Below are 16,988 nucleotides of genomic sequence, written 5' to 3'. Positions count from 1 at the left end.
GACGGCTCCTTGCGCGCCGACGATCCCTCGTCTCAGGTGGGCGCATGACCGACCTGCCCGAAGGGGTCCCCTTCGACCCCGCGACCGATCCGCCCCTTGGCCCCCGCGTCGACCCGACGCCGCGCCCGCTGCCCGCCCGCCTGCCGCACCGCGGTGCCGCGGTGGACCTCGAGCCGCTGCATGTCCGCCACGTGCCGGAACTTTGGCGGGCGGCGCAGTCCGACCGGACGGGCGCGTCCTGGGCGTATCTCGGCAACGGCCCCTTCGCGGAGGAGGCCGCGCTCCGCGCTTATGTGGGCACTTTCGCGACGATGCACGACCCGATGGCCTGGGCGATCCGCCCGCACGCCACTGGCACGGCGGATGGCTGGCTGACCCTGATGGAGATCCACCCTGCCCACGCGCATATCGAGATCGGCAACATCTGGTTCAGCCCGCGCATGCAGCGCACCCGCGCGGCAACCGAGGCGATGTTCCTGCTGATGCGCCACGCCATGGACGACCTCGGCTACCGGCGGCTGACCTGGAAGTGCAACGCGCTGAACATGCCCTCCCGCCGCGCGGCCGCGCGGCTCGGCTTCACCTATGAGGGCACGCTGCGCAACGTGCTGGTGGTGAAGGGGCGGCGGCGCGACACCGCCTGGTTCTCGATCCTGGAGGACGAATGGCCGGCGCGCCGGGACGCCATCCTGGGCTGGCTGGATGCGTCCAACTGGGGCGCGGGCGGGGCACCGAAGCGGAGCCTGTCCGCCTTCCGGGGCTGAACCCGCCGGAAATCCTCGCGAACCGGACGGATGTCTGTTATATGACGTCCACGACATCTTCCGTCCGGGAGAGCGAACGATGCCCGACCCGTCCCTTGGCGAGATTGCCTGCTGGGCCCTGATCCTGGGGACCTTCGCCTTCGTCGCGGCGCGCCGCTTCGGCGTCGGCACGGCGGTGGCGGTCGCCATGCTCGCCGCGCTGACCACCAAGGCCGCGCTGCTGAACCTGACCTGACGGCAGCGCCGTCGCCGAACCGACATGCGCGCGTCACGCGCGCGCAACCGGCGACCTGTAGAGCCCGCCCCCGTTCCGCAAGACCGGGGGTCCCATGCGCCGTTTCCTTCTCGCCACCGCCCTGATCGCCGCCGGGCCGGCTTTCGCCGACCAGCGCTACGAGGCGACGCTCGCCGGCCACGCCATCCTGCCCGCCTTCACCATGACGCTGCCGCCGGCCGATGCGCCGCGCGACGCGCTGGTCTCGGGCAAGTTCGCGGGGCCGGGCAATCTCCGCATCGACCGCCCCGGTGCGATCATGGGCGACACCGGCCCGATGCATGGCAGCCGGCCGACCGGCATCGCCTTTCCCTTCGTCGGCCAGCCGGTCCAGGGCTTCTCGGGCATCAAGCCGGTGGCGAACGAGCCCGGCGCCTATTGGGTGCTGACCGACAACGGCTTCGGCAATCGCCGCAACAGCCCCGACGCGCTGCTGATGTTCCACAAGGTTCGCCCCGACTGGCAGTCCGGCCAGGTCGCGCTGCTGCAGACCACCTTCCTGCGCGACCCGCTGCGCCGCATTCCCTTCCGCATCGCGCATGAGGGCACCGAGGCGCGCTACCTGACCGGCGCGGATTTCGACCTCGAGAGCATCCAGCCGCTGCCCGACGGGTCCTTCATGATCGGCGACGAGTTCGGCCCCTTCCTGATCCATGTCGCCGCCGACGGCGTGGTGCAGCGGGTGATCGAGACGCGCCTGGTCGGCCAGCCGCTGATGTCGCCGGACAACCCGGCCCTGCAGGTGCCGGCAAGCCCGGCCGCGGGCGTGCCGTTCCGCGTGCGCCGCTCGGGCGGCTATGAGGGCATGGCGCTGACGCCGGACGGGCAGACCCTGTGGGGCCTGCTCGAACAGCCGCTCTTCGCGCCGAACTCCAATGATGCGGAAGGCCAGTTCCTCCGCCTGATCGAGTTCAGCGTGGCGCGGATGGACTGGACCGGGCGCAGCCTGCGCTACCGCCTCGAACCCGGCGCCACGGCGATCGGCGACTTCAACTTCATCGACGCGACCCGCGCCCTGGTGATCGAGCGCGACAACGGGGAAGGGGATCCGGGCCTTGCCTGCGCCCAGGGACAGCAGTCGACCGAGGCGCAGCCCTGCTTCCCGCTGCCCGCGCGCCACAAGCGCGTCTACCTGATCGACCTCGCGCAGACCGATGCGGAGGGCTTCGTCCGCAAGATCGGCCATATCGACCTGATGGCCATCCGCGATCCGCAGGGCGTTGCGCGTCTTCGCGGCGACCTGCCGCCGAATGCGCCGCGCGACCGCTTCACCTTTCCGTTCTTCACCATCGAGAACGTGGCGATGGTCGATGCCGACCACATCATCGTCGGCAACGACAACAACCTGCCCTTCAGCGCCGGGCGACATCTGCTGCGGGCCGATTCGAACGAGATGATCCTGCTTCGCGTGCCGGAGTTCCTCCGCGCGCGCTGATCGGCGGTCGCAAAAAGGGGGGGCAGCGGTTGTCAGGCCGCCGCCTCTGCTCCACCCTCGGCTGTGAACCGGATGGAGCAGTCGCGCATGACGGAGGATACGGTCGGCGCTTTTCTGCCCGGCGCGCGGACGCGGCGGGCAGGCGCAAGCGAAGGGCCGCTCGCGGGTCTCACCTTTGCCGTCAAGGATCTCTACGACACGGCCGGCGATGTGACCGGCTACGGCAATCCCGATTGGGCACGGACGCATGCACCGGCAACGGCGGACGCGGCGGTGGTGACATCCCTGCTCGAGGCCGGGGCGCGGCTGGTGGGCAAGACCAAGACGGTCGAACTCGCCTATGGCCTGACCGGCGAGAACGTCTGGTACGGGACGCCGACCAACCCGGCGGCGCCCGACCGCTTCCCCGGCGGGTCCTCCTGCGGGTCGGCCGCGGCCGTCGCGGCGCGGCTCTGCGACATCGCGATGGGGTCGGATACCGGTGGGTCGGTGCGGATCCCGGCATCCTATTGCGGCATCTACGGCATCCGGCCGAGCTGGGGTTCGGTGAGCCTCACCGGCGCCTGCCCGCTCGGCCCGGCCTACGACACGGCGGGGTGGTTCGCCTCCCGTGCCGGTGTGCTGCGGCTTGCCGGAGAGGTGCTGCTGCCGCCCGGCGGCGACGGGCCGCTCGGCCCGCTGCTGAAGGTCCAGGAGGCCTGGGTGAATGCCGAGCCCGCGACGGCGCGGGCCCTGGCCGAGGCGCTGGGCGCGGCGGAATCCGTGCTGGGCTCGGCGCTGCCTATCCAGGTCGCGCCGGAAGGGCTCGACGCCGTCTACGACCATTTCCGCTGTGCGCAGGCGGTCGAGGCCTGGGCGAGCCTCGGCCCGTGGATCGAGGCGACCCATCCGGAGCTCGGCCCCGGCGTGAAGGAACGCTTCGCGGCGGCCAAGGCGATGGACCCCGCGAAGGCGGCCGCGGGCCGCGCCTTCCGTCGTGTCCTGCAGGCCCGGCTGCGGGGGCTGCTGGGCGGCGGGGCGGTCCTGGTGTACCCCACCGCGCCGGGCCCGGCGCCGCTGCTGACGGCAAGCCAGGCGGAACAGAATGCGGTGCGTGAGAGGACGATGGGCGTGACGGCGATTGCGGGACTTTGCGGCCTGGGGGAAGTGACGATCCCTGCGGCGCGGGTCGGCGGGGCACCGGTGGGGCTGTCCCTCGTGGCGGCACCCGGGCGCGACCGTGCGCTTCTGGCGCTGGCCGAGCGGGTGGCGGACGCCGCGGGCCTGATGGTCTGACGATGCAGGTGCGCGACGCGGTGCCGGGCGACATCCCGGCGATCACGGCGATCTACGCCCATCACGTCCGGCACGGCACCGGCACCTTCGAGGAAGAACCGCCCGCCGAGGCCGACATGGCCGCGCGCGTGGCCAAGGTGCAGGCCGAGGGTTTCGCCTGGCTGGTGGCCGAGGACGAGGCCGGCCAGATCCTCGGCTATGGCTATTTCGCGCCGTTCCGGCCGCGCTCGGCCTATCGCTTCACCGCCGAGAACTCCGTCTATGTCCGCGACGACATCCGCGGCCAGGGCGTCGGCAAGGCGGTCGTCGCCGAATTGCTGCGGCGGGCCGAGGCCAAGGGCATCCGCCAGATGGTCGCGGTGATCGGCGATTCCGAGAATGTCGGGTCGATCGGGCTGCACCTGTCCCTCGGCTTCCGCCAGGCCGGCGTGCTGAAGGCGGTCGGGATGAAGTTCGGCCGCTGGGTCGACGTGGTGCAGATGCAGAAGGCGTTGGGGGAGGGGGAACGCACCCTTCCACCCTGAGCCGCGTTGCGCGGCGGGTCCGGGGGCACCATGTCGGTTCCGATCGGCAGGAGGTGCAGCCATGACCGCATCCGACGCGCGGCCGGATATCGAGCGGGCCCTGCTCGACCCGTCGGCGGTCTTCGCGACGCCGGAGGAGGTACGCGACCACCGCGCCCTCTCGCGCGAGCAGAAGATCGAGATCCTGCAGCGCTGGGAATACGACGCGGCGGACATTTCCGTCGCCGTCGAGGAAGGCATGCCTGGGGCGGAGGAGACGCTGCTGCGGCGGATCACGCTGGCGTTGCAGGCGATCGCCGGGCCGCTCGACCTCGACCGCACCGGCGCGAGCAAGCATCACGGCCTGTCGCGCGGCGCGGTGCCCCGGAAGGGCTGAATCAGGCCGCGCGGTAGCGGGCGAGCGTCAGGGCGTCGCCATCCAGCGCCGCGGCGACGTCGGCCTGGGCTACGGGGCCGGCGATGACCGCCACGCGGTCGAACCAGGGTGCGCGGCCGCGCGCCCGCGCCTGGAACAGCCGGTCGAGCGCGACCGCCGCCGCCGACCGCCCGGCGCAGCAGGCACAGCCGAAGCGATGCATCGGGCGGGGATCGAAGCGTTCCATGGCCGCGAAGCCGGTCGCAGCCTGCGTCCCATCCGTCAGCAGCGCCGCCGGCCCGCCCGCGGCCAGCCAGGCGGCCAGGCCGTCAGCCGCCAGGATCGTCACCGGAATGCGCGGATCGGCCTCAATCATGTGCTGGACATAAGGATATCTTTATGACTATGTCCAGCCCATGGACGAGCTCCTCACGCAACTTCGCGCCGCCGCCGAGCCGACGCGGCTCCGCCTGCTCGCGCTCTGCGCGCGCGGCGCCTGGTGCGTGTCGGACCTGGTGGCGATCCTCGGCCAGTCGCAGCCGCGCCTGTCGCGCCACCTGAAGCTGCTGGTCGAAGCCGGGCTGCTGCAGCGCACGCCGGAAGGCGCGAATGCCTGGTTCCAGGTGCCGGCGGATGCGGAGCTTGCGCGCGTCGTGCTGGCGCGCCTGCCGGAGGAGGACCCGCTGCTCGCCGCGGACCGCCGCGCCGCCGCGCGCCTTGCGGCCGAACGCGCGCGGGCGGCCTCCGAATCCTTCCGCCGTCATGGCGCCGACTGGGACGAGGTGCGCGCCCTCGGCCTGCCGGGGGCGGAGATCGAGGCGGCGCTGCTCGGAGCCCTGCCGGCCCGCGCCGGGCGGCTGCTCGATATCGGCTGCGGCACCGGCGGGCTGCTGGAACTGCTGGCGCCGCGCATCGCGCAGGGCGTCGGCGTCGACGCGTCGCGCGACATGCTCGCGCTGGCGCGCACGCGGCTCGCCGAGCGCGGCCTGTCGCACATCGCCGTGCGCCAGGCCGACATGTACCGGCTGCCGCTCGCCGATGCGTCCTTCGATGCCGTCACGCTGCAGATGGTCCTGCACTACGCCGAGGACCCCGCCGCCGCGCTGGCCGAGGCCGGGCGCGTGCTGACGCCGGGCGGCGTGCTGCTGATCGTCGACCTCGCCCCGCACCAGCGCGCCGACCTGCTCGGCGCCCATGCCCATCGCTGGCCCGGCTTCGACGATGCCGAGATCGCCGGCTGGCTGGGGGCCGCGGGCTGCGCCGGCGCGCGCAGCGAGACCATTCCGGGCGCCTTGCCCGTCCGCCTCTGGGTCGCGGAACGCATGACCCGGCACGCCACCGTCCTGTCCCACTGAGGGGTCATTCCATGTCCCGCCCGCATCTCCTCGACGCCCTTCGCGACCGCGTTCTCCTCTGCGACGGCGGCATGGGCAGCCGCGTGCAGGTGATGGACCTCGACGTCGATCGCGACTTCTGGGGCAAGGAGAACTGCACCGACGTGCTGGTGCTCTCCCGCCCCGACGTCGTGCGGGAGATCCATCGCGGCTACTACGAGGCCGGCGCCGACATGGTGCTGACCAACACCTTCGGCGGATCGCCGGTGACGCTCGGCGAGTTCGAGCTCGAGGACCGCGCCTTCGAACTGAACAAGGCGGCCGTCGAGATCGCGCGCGAGGCGGCGGACTCCTTCGCCGATGGCCGCCATCGCTGGGTGATCGGCGATATCGGGCCGGGCACCAAGCTGCCCTCGCTCGGCAACATCACCTATGACGCACTGGAAGCCGCCTTGGCCGTGCAGTGCCGCGGCCTGATCGCCGGCGGCGCCGATGCGCTGCTGACCGAGACGAACCAGGACACGCTGTTCATCAAGGCCGCGGTGAACGCGGCGAAGATCGCGCGCGCCGAGGCGAAGTCCGACATTCCCATCTTCGTGCAGGTCACGGTCGAGACGACCGGCACGCTGCTCGTCGGTCCGGACATCGGCGCCGCGGCGACGGTGGCGCATGCCCTCGATGTCGACCTGATGGGCCTGAACTGCGCGACCGGCCCGCAGGAAATGGCCGAGCATGTCCGCTGGCTGGCGCAGAACTGGCCGGGGCTGATCTCTTGTCAGCCGAATGCCGGCCTGCCGGAACTGGTGGACGGCAAGACGCATTACCCGCTGGGCGCCGCCGAACTCGCGACCTGGATGGAGCGCTTCGTCACCGAGGACGGGCTGAACCTGATCGGCGGCTGCTGCGGCACCTCGACGCCGCATATCGCGGCGCTTGACGCGATGCTGCGCAAGCTGGGCGGGGCGAAGCATCGCCCGGTGCCGGTCGCGCGGAAGCCGATCTGGGTGCCGTCCGTCGCCTCGCTTTATGCCGCGGTGCCGCTGCGGCAGGAGAACGCCTATTTCTCCATCGGCGAGCGCTGCAACGCCAACGGATCGAAGGCCTGGCGCGAACGCCAGGCGGCGGGCGACTGGGACGGCTGCGTCGCGATGGGGCGCGAGCAGGTGCAGGAAGGGTCCAATAGCCTCGACATCTGCACCGCCTTCGTCGGCCGCGACGAGATGGCCGAGATGAACGAGGTGATCCGCCGTTTCACCTCGTCCGTGAATGCGCCGCTGGTCATCGACAGCACGGAAACCCCGGTGATCGAGGCCGCGCTGAAGCTGCATGGCGGCAAGCCGATCATCAACTCGATCAACTTCGAGGACGGGGAGGGCCATGCGACGGATCGCATGATCCTCGCGAAGAAGTTCGGCGCCGCCGTCATCGCCCTGACCATCGACGAGGTCGGCATGGCCAAGACCGCCGAGGACAAGCTGCGCATCGCGCGGCGCCTGGTGGACTTCGCCTGCAACAAGCACGGCCTGCCGCAGTCCGACCTGATGATCGACCCGCTGACCTTCACCATCGCCACCGGCAACGAGGACGACCGCAAGCTCGGCCTGTGGACGCTGGAAGGCATCCGCATGATCCGGGAGGAATTCCCGGACATCCAGATCATCCTCGGCCTGTCGAACATCTCCTTCGGGCTTAACCCGGCCGCGCGGCACGTTCTGAATTCCGTGTTCCTCGACCACGCCGTAAAGGCCGGCATGACCGGTGCGATCGTGCATGTCAGCAAGATCAAGCCGCTGCACCAGATCCCGCCCGAGGAGGTGAAGGTCGCCGAGGACCTGATCTTCGACCGCCGCGCGGAGGACTACGACCCGCTGCAGAAGATTCTGGAGATCTTTGCCGGCCGTAAGGCCGCCGACACGGCGGCGAAGAAGAAGGCCGAGACGGTCGAGGGTCGGCTCAAGGACCGCATCATCGACGGCGACCGCAAGGGGCTCGACGACGAGCTCGCCGATGCGCTCGCCAAGGGCATCGCGCCGCTCGACATCATCAACGAGATCCTGCTCGACGGGATGAAGGTGGTGGGCGAGCTGTTCGGCGCGGGCAAGATGCAGCTGCCCTTCGTGCTCCAGAGCGCTGAGACGATGAAGGCCGCCGTCGCCTACCTCGAGCCGCACATGGAGCGCATCGCGGGGCAGGAGAAGGGGACCATCGTGCTCGCCACCGTGAAGGGCGACGTGCACGACATCGGCAAGAACCTGGTCGACATCATCCTGACCAACAATGGCTATCGCGTGGTCAACCTCGGCATCAAGGTGCCGCTGGCGGACATGGTGGCCGCGGCGAAGGAACACCGCGCGCATGCCATCGGCATGTCGGGCCTGCTGGTGAAGTCGACCGTGGTGATGCGCGAGAACCTCGAGGAGATGTCGCGGCAGAACCTCGACATCCCCGTGATGCTCGGCGGCGCGGCGCTGACGCGCAACTACGTCGAGGAGGATTGCGTGAAGGCCTATGCCTCCGGGCGCGTGGCCTATGCGCGGGATGCCTTCGACGGGCTGCACCTGATGGACAAGGTCGTCGGCAACGGCTTCGACGACTACCTCGCGGCCATGCAGTCCAAGCGAAGCGGCAAGGCACGCAACGAACGCCGCGTCCTCGGCCAGGCGGACCCGCGAGGCTTCGCGCCGGTGGATGTGAACACCGTCCAGGCGCGCCGCCGCCGCGTCAGCGTCGAGACCAAGTCGCCGGCGCCGCCCTTCTGGGGCGCCCGCGTCATCGAGGCCCCGCCAAAGGCCATCGTGCCCTTCATCAACGAGCGCAGCCTCTATCAGTTCCAGTGGGGCTTCCGGAAACAGGGGCGGTCGCTCGACGACTTCCTCGGCTGGGCGAAGCAGGAACTGCGGCCGGTGCTCAAGCGCATGCTGGCGCTGACCGAGGAGAAGGACATCCTCAAGCCGCAGGCGATCTACGGCTACTGGAAATGCGCCGGCCAGGGCAACGACCTGATCCTGTTCGAGGAGGACGGGATCACGGAGGCCTGCCGCTTCACCCTGCCGCGCCAGCCCAAGGAGGATGGCGAGTGCATCGCCGACTTCGTGACCGACGTGGATGACGGGCGCGACGTGATCGGGCTGCAGGTCGTCACCGTCGGCCAGAAGGCCTCCGACATCGCGCGGGAGTGGTTCGAGGAGAACCGCTACCAGGACTACCTCTACCTGCACGGCCTGTCGGTCGAGATGGCCGAGGCGATGGCCGAATACACCCACAAGCGCATCCGCGCCGAATGGGGCTTCGCGGGTGAGGACGACCGCGACATGGACAAGATGTTGCAGCAGGGCTACCGGGGCGGACGCTATTCCTTCGGCTACCCGGCCTGCCCGCGGCTGGAGGACCAGGTGCCGCTGCTGCGCCTGCTGGGGGCCGAGCGCATCGGCGTGTCCATCAGCGACGAGTGGCAGTTGCATCCGGAACAGTCCACCAGCGCGATCGTCCTGCACCACCCGCGCGCGAAGTACTTCTCCGTCTAGGCCGGGGCGGGTAAACCCGCCCCATGACGGAGGGCAGGCTCGGCCAGGCCACGACGCTTGCGATCGGCAGCGTCGTGGTGGCCATCGCGGTGCTCGCGCTGAAGGGTGTGGCCTGGTGGCTCACCGGCAGCGTGGCGCTGATGGCGGATGCGCTGGAAAGCATCGTGAACGTGGCCGCCGCCGTGGCCGCGCTCGCGGCCGTGCACTATTCCTCGATGCCGGCGGACGACAACCATCCCTACGGCCACGCCAAGGCGGAATACTTCTCCGCCGTGCTGGAGGGGGCGCTGATCGTCGTCGCGGCGCTCGTCATCCTGCATGAATCCTGGGGCGCGTTGCGGAATCCGCGGGCGCCGGAACAGGCCGGCATCGGCCTGCTGGTCTCGGCCTTCGCGAGCGGCGTGAACGCCACCTGGGCGCTGATGCTGATGCGCCGCGGCCGGGCGCTGCGCTCCCCCGCGCTGCTGGCCGATGCGCGGCACCTGTGGTCGGACGTGGTGACCTCGGCCGGCGTGATCGTCGGTGTCGGGCTGGTGGCCATGACCGGGATCCTCTGGCTCGATCCGCTGCTGGCGGCGCTCACGGCGGTGAACATCCTCGTCTCCGGCTTCCGGCTGCTGCGCGAAAGCGTCGGCGGGCTGATGGACGAGGCGGTGCCGCCGGCGACCATGGACCGCATCCGGGCCATCGTCGCCGAACAGGCCGAAGGCGCGATCGAGGCGCATGACCTGCGCTCTCGCCACGCCGGGCGCTTCACCTTCCTCGAATTCCACCTGGTCGTGCCGGGCGGCATGACGGTGCGCGAGGCCCACGACATCTGCGACCGGATCGAGGCGGCGCTGAAATCCGAACTGGCGAGCGCCATCATCACCATCCATGTCGAGCCGGAGGGCAAGGCCAAGCAGAAGGGCGTGCCCGTCCTGTGAGGGCCGACGAGCGCATCCCGCCGCGCGTCGTGCCGCGCCGGCTGGGATGGCTGGTCGGGGGCCTGCTGGTCTCGGCGGCGCTGCATGCCGTCGCACTCGCCGCGCTGATCCTTTGGCCGCCCGAGAAGCTGCCGGAGGATGCCGGCCCGGAAGGCACCGTTGCCCTGGTGTTCGCCGACACGGTCGAGCAGCCCGGCGGCCGATCCGCCGAGCCGGGCCAGCCGCCCGCGCAGGCGGAGGCCGCCCCGGAACCCCCGGCGCCGCCGCTGCCCGATCCTGCCACGCGCCTGGCCGAGGCCCCCGAAGCCATCCCGGCGCCGCCCGCGCCGGTGACGGCTCCCCCTCCGCCGCCGCTGCCGGACCCGCCCCGGCCCGTGGCCGCGCCCCCGCTGCCTCCGCCGCCCGAGCCGCCGCCCGTCCCGGCAGCCGCGGCGGCCGAACCCATTCCGGCCCCGCCGCAGCCGGATACCGCGCCGATCCCACCGGTGGCGGAGGCCAGCCCCGAGCCGCTTCCCCCACCTCCGCCCCCGCCCCCGGCCGAGGCCCGCCCCGCTCCCGAGACGCCACCGCCGCCTGAGTCGCGGCCGGAGCCGCCGGTGCGCCTGGCCTCCCGCGCGCCGCCACCGCCGCCGCGTCCGCAGGGCCGGTCCGAGTCCGATCCGGTGCGCCTCGGGGCGGGGATGGGTGCGCTGCCCGACCCGTCGCTCGGCGCGCGGGCGATGGGTGCGGTGGTTCCGCCGGGCGCCGATGCCTCCTTCCGCAACGCTCCGCCGCAATACCCGCCGGAAAGCCGCCGTCGCGGTGAGGAGGGCTCGGTGCGCCTCGCGCTCCGCATTTCGCCCAGCGGCCAGGTGGTCGCCGGGGAGGTCGTCGGGAGCTCGGGCTTCGAGGCGCTGGACCGCGCGGCGCTCGAGGCTGCCCGTGGCTGGCGGTTCCGGCCGGCGACCGAAGGCGGCATCCCCGTCGCGGCGACGCTGACGACGAACGTCGTCTTCCGCCTCGAAGACGGACGCCGGCGGTGAGGGCGACCTTGTCGCGCTGCATCGCGGCGCCATAACCCTGCGCATCATGCGCCACTTGCTCCGGGAGAGCCTGTCATGGTGAAGCTCGACGTCATCACCACGCGCGGCGGCGACGGGGGCGAAACCTCGCTCGGCGACGGTCGCCGCGTGCGCAAGGACGCGCTGCGCGTCGAGGCCTTCGGCACGATCGACGAGGCCAATGCCGCGATCGGCCTGGTGCGGCTGCACTGCGCGGCCGACCTCGAGGCAGATGGGATGCTCGCGCGTATCCAGAACGAGCTGTTCGACGTCGGTGCGGATCTCTGCGTGCCCGGGGAGGCCGGCGCGCGGCTGCGCGTCGCCGACACGCAGTCGCTGCGGCTCGAGGAGGAGATCGGTGCGATGAACGCGCCGCTCGCGCCGCTGCGCTCCTTCGTGCTGCCGGGCGGAAATGCCGCCGCGGCGTATGCGCATCTCGCGCGCACCGTGGTGCGCCGGGCGGAGCGCCTGGTCGTCGCTCTCGCCGCCGAGGAGGAGGTCAACGGCGCGGTGATCCGCTATCTCAATCGCCTGTCGGACCACCTTTTCGTCCTGTCGCGCCGGTTCAACGCGGCCGCGGATGGCGACGTGCTCTGGCAGCCGGGGGCGACGCGCTAGGGGCCCGTTCCGCGCAGCCTGTCTTTACGCTTGCGGTGCGCCGGCGCGGCCATGGTTAGGATGACCGCGCGGAGGCCGATGTTGGCCGAGGGATCCGGACACGCACAGGCATGGATCAGGCCAGGGACACAAGGCACGGTGCCGATCGGCCGCACGGACCCGCGGGGCGGGCGAGAGCGGGCACGGCCTTGCGCCGTGGTGTCCTGTTGGTGGCGCTGCTGCTTGCAGGCTTCGGCCCTGCGCATGCGCAGGCGGTGGTCGCGATCCGTTCGACCTCGCATGACGACTACGGCCGGCTCGTCTTCGATTGGCCGGAGCAGGTCGGTTACGAGGTGCGGCAGGAGGGCGACCGGATCGTTGTCCGGTTCGACCGTCCGGCCCGCTTCCGCCTGCGCGCGGCCTCGCGCGCGCCGCGCAACGTGCGCGAGGTGACCGAGGCCGGCGATTCGATCGTCATCGAGACGCTGCCCGGCACGCGCATGCGCCATTTCCGGACCGGGACGCGCGTGGTCATGGATTTCCGCGATGCCACCCCCGCGTCGCGTCGCGCGGCGGAGGAGCGAGCAGGCCGCCCCGACCCCGCCGCCGGGTCGTCCTCCGCGGCCCCGCCCGTCGGCCGGGCGGAGATGCTGACGCGCGAGGAGGTCGAGCGGATGCCGGAGGAGGAACGCCTGCGGCAGGGTTTCTTTGCGGTGATGGCGGCGCTCGACCCGAACCCGCCGAACGGCCCCCGCATGTTCCGCTATTTCCTTGCGCGGAACCTCCAGCAACTCGGCTACGGGGCGCAGGCCGCGCGACCGATGCCGGATGCCGAATTCAGCGAGGCGGTCGCCGCGTATCAGCGCCAGATCGGGGCCCCGCCGACCGGCCGCCTGACCCTCGGCGAAGGGGAGCGGCTGCTGCGGATGCCGAACCTGCTGACCGAGACGCGGATTTCCGCCGGACCGCGCTCGGTGACCTTCGCCGACGACCAGGCGAGCGCGACCGGCACCTGGATCGGCCAGGAGCGGGCATATGAGCATCCGGTCAACCAGTCCCAGATCACCTGCATCCGGCGTGACGGGCGGTGCTACGAGGCATCGTCGCGCGTGGGCCTCGCCGACAACGACGCGACCGGCGTGTTGCTGACGGGCTTCGTCGTCTATCGCGTACGGGAGTGGTCGCGCGAGGGATTGCGGGCGGAAGCGGAGTGGCCCTGCACGATGGGCACGCTGATGATCCGCCCCGCGCCTGGCGACGTCACCCTCACGCGGCGCCCGAAGCGCACCGCCGAGTGTGCCGGATCCGCCGATGCCGCGGACGGGACCGTGCTGCTCGGCGATGGCTTCGATGCCACCTGGCAATATTACCAGCAGCGTCGGGCGGAAGCCCTCGGCGCCGTCAGCCCAGGCCTGCGGGCGCAGATGGAAGGCCTGCTGTCCGCCACGCGCGGAGGGGCCGGCGGCATCGCCGCGCCACGCTGAGGCGTGACGCGGTGACGGGCAGGTTGCCGCCGTATCAGAAGGTGCCCCGGACGCCGGCCACCGCGCTGCGACCGGGGATGACGAAGCCGTTCGCCGGCTCGTAACGGGAATTGCCGAGGTTGCGCACCTCGACGAAGCCGGCGAGCTGCTCGGTGATCGGCACCGTCGCGGTCAGGTTGAACACCGTGCTGTCCGGGTTCTTGCCCGCCTGCGCTATGCTCGCGCCGTCATTGGTGTAGCGGGCGTAGGCGCCCTCGGGCGAAGCGCCGGTGTAGAGGATCTCGGGCACCACCACGATGCGGCCGTTGCGCGGGCCGTCCCAGGGCAGCGGGGCGGCGAAGCGCATGGTCAGGCTCGCGACGTTGCGCGGGCGGCGGGGCAGGGGCGTGTCGGTCGTCTCGTCGACGGCTTCCTGCACCGTCCAGGCGCCGGTCATCGAGAACCAGTCGGTCGGGCGCAGCGTCAGCGAGAACTCGCCGCCCCTGATGCGCGCGCGGTCGACGTTCTCGAGCGTGTCGAAACCCGCATTGTAGTTGATGAGGTCGGTGATGCGGCTGTCGAAGTAGATCGCGGAGATGGTCGCCCAGGTCGCGATGTCCGTCTCGATGCCCGCTTCCCAGGCGAAGCCTTCCTCCGGCCGCAGGTTCGGATTGCCCTGGAAGTATCCGGGAATGACGCCGTAGCGCTGGAACAGGGAGGGCGCCTTGAAGGAGGTGCCCGCCGCGGCCCGCAGGCGGGAGGAGATCTCGGGCAGCGCGAACACTGCGCCGAGACGCCAGGAGGTGAAGCCCGAATACCCCTCCGGCCCGTCGTAGCGGACGCCGGCCGTGACATCGAGACGGTCGAACAGCCGCCCCTGCAGCGACAGGTAGCCCGCCCCGGAATTCTGCGAGGCATCGACGGTGGTGCGGAAGAAGGCGGACCCGTTCGCGCTGTTCGCCGTCTCCCGTTCCCACTGGCCGCCGAAGATGACGGTGAAGCCGGTGGCGATGCCGGCGTCGGGCAGGCGCAGCGTGTTGTCCCAGGACACCGCGCTGCGGCTCGCGCGATAGAGGTCGTCGGCTGTGGAGTAGGGATTCCCCGGATCCGGCAGGTTGGTGTAGCGCCGCCGGTTCTGGCTGCCGGAGACGGTGACGCCGGTGGTGTAGGCGCCGCCGAACAGGTCCGAGGCGGTCCGGACGTAGCCGAACCAGGAGCGGTCCTGCCCGGTGTAGTTCGGATCGTCATTCGGCACGTCGTCGAGGCCGACCGTGTTCTCGCGCGTGCGCACCAGGCCTTCGATGCGCGTCGCGCCGAGCGTCGCACCGTCTGTGGTCTCGCCGAGCCGCGCGCCGATGCGCGCGGTCAGGATGCCCGAGCGCAGCCCGTCGAGTTCCCCGCCATTCTGCGTGAAGCGCGGCGCCATGGCGTTGGAGCCGTGCGTGGAGAGGCCCTGGCCGGTCACTTGGTAGTCGAAGGCCCCGACGGTGCCGCCGGCGCCGACGTAGCCCCGTGCGGTGTAGTTCGTGCCGCCCGCGGCCTCGAAGTACGGCGCGAAGGTGCGGTCGCGCGGCGCGCTGCGGGTGATGAGGTTCACCACGCCGCCGATCGCCGCCGAGCCGTAGAGCGAGGAGACGGGGCCCCGCACCACCTCGATGCGCTCGATGTCGCCGAGGAGTTCGTTGCCGAAGTTGAAGGCGCCGTTGGGCTCCGACGGGTCGTTCACCGGCACGCCGTTCAGCAGCACCAGCACCTGGCGGGAATTGGCGCCCCGCGCGAAGCCCGAGGCCTGCTGTCCAAGGCCGCCGCCCTGCACCAGGCGGAAGCCGGGCACGGCGGCGAGCGCGTCGGCCAGGGTGACGTAGCCGTTCTCCTCGATCGTCTGGCGGTCGATCACCGTGACCGGCGCCGGAATGCGGTCGCGCGGCGTCGGGACGCGGGTGGCCGTCACCACCATGTCGGGGACGGCGGTGGTTGGGGTCGGGGTCTCCTGCGCCCAGGCGGGCGCGAGGGGAGTCAGGGAAAGCAATGCGAGGATCCGGGTCTTCATCCGGGGGTCCCTCCGTGCACGGTCCGCGTTGCGCCCCGGTGCCGCGTGGCGCCGGGGCGGGCTGGCGTCGTGCTCGCATACGGAGGGGCGGCCGCGGGGAGAGCGGACGCACCTTGAGTCCGTTGCGCCGGTGCACCCCGCCCGGCACGCGCGAGACAACTCTGCGCCGGCCGGTCTCCTGGCTCGCGACGGGAAGGGGCGGATGCCCGCTTCGCCGGGCCCGCCTTCTCGCGCCGTGGCGCAATGGCGTGGGGGACCGGTCTCGTCGCCTACAGTTGCGGGGGCAGCCGCGGATTGGCGGGGTTTCCCGCGTCGCGCGTTCCCGTTTCAGCCCTTTCGGGCCACCGGCGCATGGGCGGAACCTATGCGGCGCGCCGGACGCCGTCCATCCCGCGGATTCGTCGCGCCAGCAGTCCCGACGCGACCGCCAGCCGTAGCTGGTGGACCCTGGAAGGCCGGCGTCTGAAGGATACAAGCACGCGGCCCGAGGCAGGGCCTCGGGCCGGGAGCGCGACGCGCGACCGCGCGCGACCATCAGCCGCGCCGTGTGCACCCTGACAGCGCGAAGCCAAGGTCGGCGGATGCCGGCCGCCCGGCGTCTGAAGGATACAAGCACGCGGCCCGAGGCAGGGCCTCGGGCCGGGAGCGCGAAGCGCGACCGCGCGCGACCATCAGCCGCGCCGTGTGCACCCTGACAGCGCGACGCCAAGGCCGGCGGATGCCGGCCGCCCGGCGTCTGAGGGCCTAGAAAAAGTAATGCAGCGCTTCCATGCCGAACCACAGCAGCGCCACGAGCACCGCCGTCGCGAACAGGTTGCCCAGGACCGTGAGCAGCATCCCGAGTCCGACCACCTTGCTGTCGTTCTCGACCACGCCGAGCGCCATGACGATGGTGCCGAAGGCCGGCGGCCCGTTGGTGCCAGGGCCCGGCAGGATCAGCATCAGCGCGGCATAGGCGGTCAGCCAGCCCACGGCCTTGTCCGCGGTCGCATTGGTGAAGGGCCCCGGGCGCGGGCGGACCCAGCGCTCGATCCGGTTCATCCACTTCGAGGAACCGGAGGACAGCCGCAGCAGGTCCGTCCGCTTGAGCGACTGCCGCGCGATGAAGCCCGGCAGCTTCGGCTGGCGGAAGCCGAGGCCCATCTGGACGCCGAGGATCAGCATCGGCGTGCCGAAGACGCTCGCCATGCCGGGCAACAGGCCGGGCAGGCAGAGCATCAGGATCAGCAGGCCGAAGGCGCGGTCGCCGAAGGCCTCGGTCATTTCGCCGAGTGTGACGCGCTCGCCCGGACATTGCGCCGCGACCTCGGCCACGAGGCGCGAGATCGGCGCCGAGGGTTGCTCCTCCGCCAGGTGTTGGATGTGGCTGTGGACGTTCATGGCGCGACATCCCGCGCCGACCCAGCGAAACAAGCCTGCATGCGTTA

General features: G+C 71.4%; 15 protein-coding genes and 1 riboswitch. Of the genes, 12 read left to right on the top strand and 3 right to left on the bottom strand.

Translation table 11 applies throughout. The annotated features are described in order from the left end of the window. The first annotated feature begins 44 nt into the window (after positions 1 to 44). The 6 genes from GWK16_RS11805 to GWK16_RS11780 all read left to right on the top strand — a co-directional run bounded on the left by GWK16_RS11805 (position 45) and on the right by GWK16_RS11780 (position 4,648). Positions 45 to 764, top strand: a complete 720-nt coding sequence (locus tag GWK16_RS11805) for a GNAT family N-acetyltransferase (protein ID WP_170054157.1) — start codon at positions 45 to 47, stop codon at positions 762 to 764. A 79-nt stretch (positions 765 to 843) separates the two neighbouring features. Next, positions 844 to 999 carry a hypothetical protein gene (locus GWK16_RS11800; RefSeq protein WP_170054156.1) on the top strand — a complete coding sequence of 52 codons (156 nt, stop codon included), beginning with the start codon at positions 844 to 846 and terminating at the stop codon, positions 997 to 999. A gap of 94 nt (positions 1,000 to 1,093) precedes the next feature. Next, on the top strand, positions 1,094 to 2,473 hold the full coding sequence (locus GWK16_RS11795) for an esterase-like activity of phytase family protein (RefSeq protein WP_170054155.1): 1,380 nt from the start codon (positions 1,094 to 1,096) through the stop codon (positions 2,471 to 2,473). An 87-nt stretch (positions 2,474 to 2,560) separates the two neighbouring features. Next, the gene (locus GWK16_RS11790; protein ID WP_170054154.1) at positions 2,561 to 3,748 is read left to right on the top strand and encodes an amidase; all 1,188 of its coding nucleotides are present in this window, start codon (positions 2,561 to 2,563) and stop codon (positions 3,746 to 3,748) included. A gap of 2 nt (positions 3,749 to 3,750) precedes the next feature. Continuing rightward, entirely contained in the window at positions 3,751 to 4,272 is a 522-nt protein-coding gene (locus tag GWK16_RS11785; RefSeq protein ID WP_170054153.1) for a GNAT family N-acetyltransferase, read from the top strand. A 61-nt stretch (positions 4,273 to 4,333) separates the two neighbouring features. Beyond that, on the top strand, positions 4,334 to 4,648 hold the full coding sequence (locus GWK16_RS11780; RefSeq protein WP_170054152.1) for a hypothetical protein: 315 nt from the start codon (positions 4,334 to 4,336) through the stop codon (positions 4,646 to 4,648). Position 4,649: 1 nt separating this feature from the next. Here the strand turns inward: GWK16_RS11780 and GWK16_RS11775 are convergent, their stop codons facing one another. Next, positions 4,650 to 5,003: a hypothetical protein gene (locus GWK16_RS11775; RefSeq protein ID WP_170054151.1), complete on the bottom strand. Its 354-nt coding sequence runs from the start codon at positions 5,001 to 5,003 to the stop codon at positions 4,650 to 4,652. Between the two features lie 40 nt (positions 5,004 to 5,043). On the opposite strand from GWK16_RS11775, the gene GWK16_RS11770 reads away from it, so the two are divergent. The 6 genes from GWK16_RS11770 to GWK16_RS11745 all read left to right on the top strand — a co-directional run bounded on the left by GWK16_RS11770 (position 5,044) and on the right by GWK16_RS11745 (position 13,532). Next, positions 5,044 to 5,982 (top strand): ArsR/SmtB family transcription factor, encoded by a 939-nt coding sequence (locus tag GWK16_RS11770; protein ID WP_170054150.1) that lies wholly within the window; start codon positions 5,044 to 5,046, stop codon positions 5,980 to 5,982. A gap of 11 nt (positions 5,983 to 5,993) precedes the next feature. Further along, positions 5,994 to 9,485, top strand: a complete 3,492-nt coding sequence (gene metH, locus GWK16_RS11765; protein WP_170054149.1) for a methionine synthase — start codon at positions 5,994 to 5,996, stop codon at positions 9,483 to 9,485. 23 nt (positions 9,486 to 9,508) lie between these two features. After that, entirely contained in the window at positions 9,509 to 10,411 is a 903-nt protein-coding gene (locus tag GWK16_RS11760) for a cation diffusion facilitator family transporter (RefSeq protein ID WP_170054148.1), read from the top strand. Continuing rightward, the gene (locus GWK16_RS25720) at positions 10,408 to 11,433 is read left to right on the top strand and encodes a TonB family protein (protein ID WP_170054147.1); all 1,026 of its coding nucleotides are present in this window, start codon (positions 10,408 to 10,410) and stop codon (positions 11,431 to 11,433) included. Before GWK16_RS11760 ends, GWK16_RS25720 begins: the two co-directional genes overlap by 4 nt. Positions 11,434 to 11,508: 75 nt before the next feature. Next, the gene (locus GWK16_RS11750; RefSeq protein WP_170054146.1) at positions 11,509 to 12,069 is read left to right on the top strand and encodes a cob(I)yrinic acid a,c-diamide adenosyltransferase; all 561 of its coding nucleotides are present in this window, start codon (positions 11,509 to 11,511) and stop codon (positions 12,067 to 12,069) included. Positions 12,070 to 12,257: 188 nt separating this feature from the next. After that, complete coding sequence (locus tag GWK16_RS11745) at positions 12,258 to 13,532, top strand: hypothetical protein (protein ID WP_170054145.1); 1,275 nt, start codon at positions 12,258 to 12,260, stop codon at positions 13,530 to 13,532. A 34-nt stretch (positions 13,533 to 13,566) separates the two neighbouring features. Here the strand turns inward: GWK16_RS11745 and GWK16_RS11740 are convergent, their stop codons facing one another. Together GWK16_RS11740 and GWK16_RS11735 are read right to left on the bottom strand one after the other, a co-directional pair. Continuing rightward, complete coding sequence (locus tag GWK16_RS11740; protein ID WP_170054144.1) at positions 13,567 to 15,561, bottom strand: TonB-dependent receptor plug domain-containing protein; 1,995 nt, start codon at positions 15,559 to 15,561, stop codon at positions 13,567 to 13,569. Positions 15,562 to 15,712: 151 nt separating this feature from the next. Next, a riboswitch (cobalamin riboswitch) is annotated at positions 15,713 to 15,925 on the bottom strand. A gap of 380 nt (positions 15,926 to 16,305) precedes the next feature. Then, a complete protein-coding gene (locus tag GWK16_RS11735) occupies positions 16,306 to 16,941 on the bottom strand; it encodes an exopolysaccharide biosynthesis protein (protein ID WP_170054143.1) in 636 nt (211 codons plus the stop codon). Positions 16,942 to 16,988 lie beyond the last annotated feature (47 nt).

This window comes from Neoroseomonas marina (genome assembly GCF_012927745.1).
In the GTDB taxonomy this organism is placed as follows: Bacteria; Pseudomonadota; Alphaproteobacteria; order Acetobacterales; family Acetobacteraceae; genus Neoroseomonas; species Neoroseomonas marina.
The sequence above is the reverse complement of the archived record's forward strand: the minus strand, read 5'-3'. Positions and strand labels throughout refer to the sequence as shown.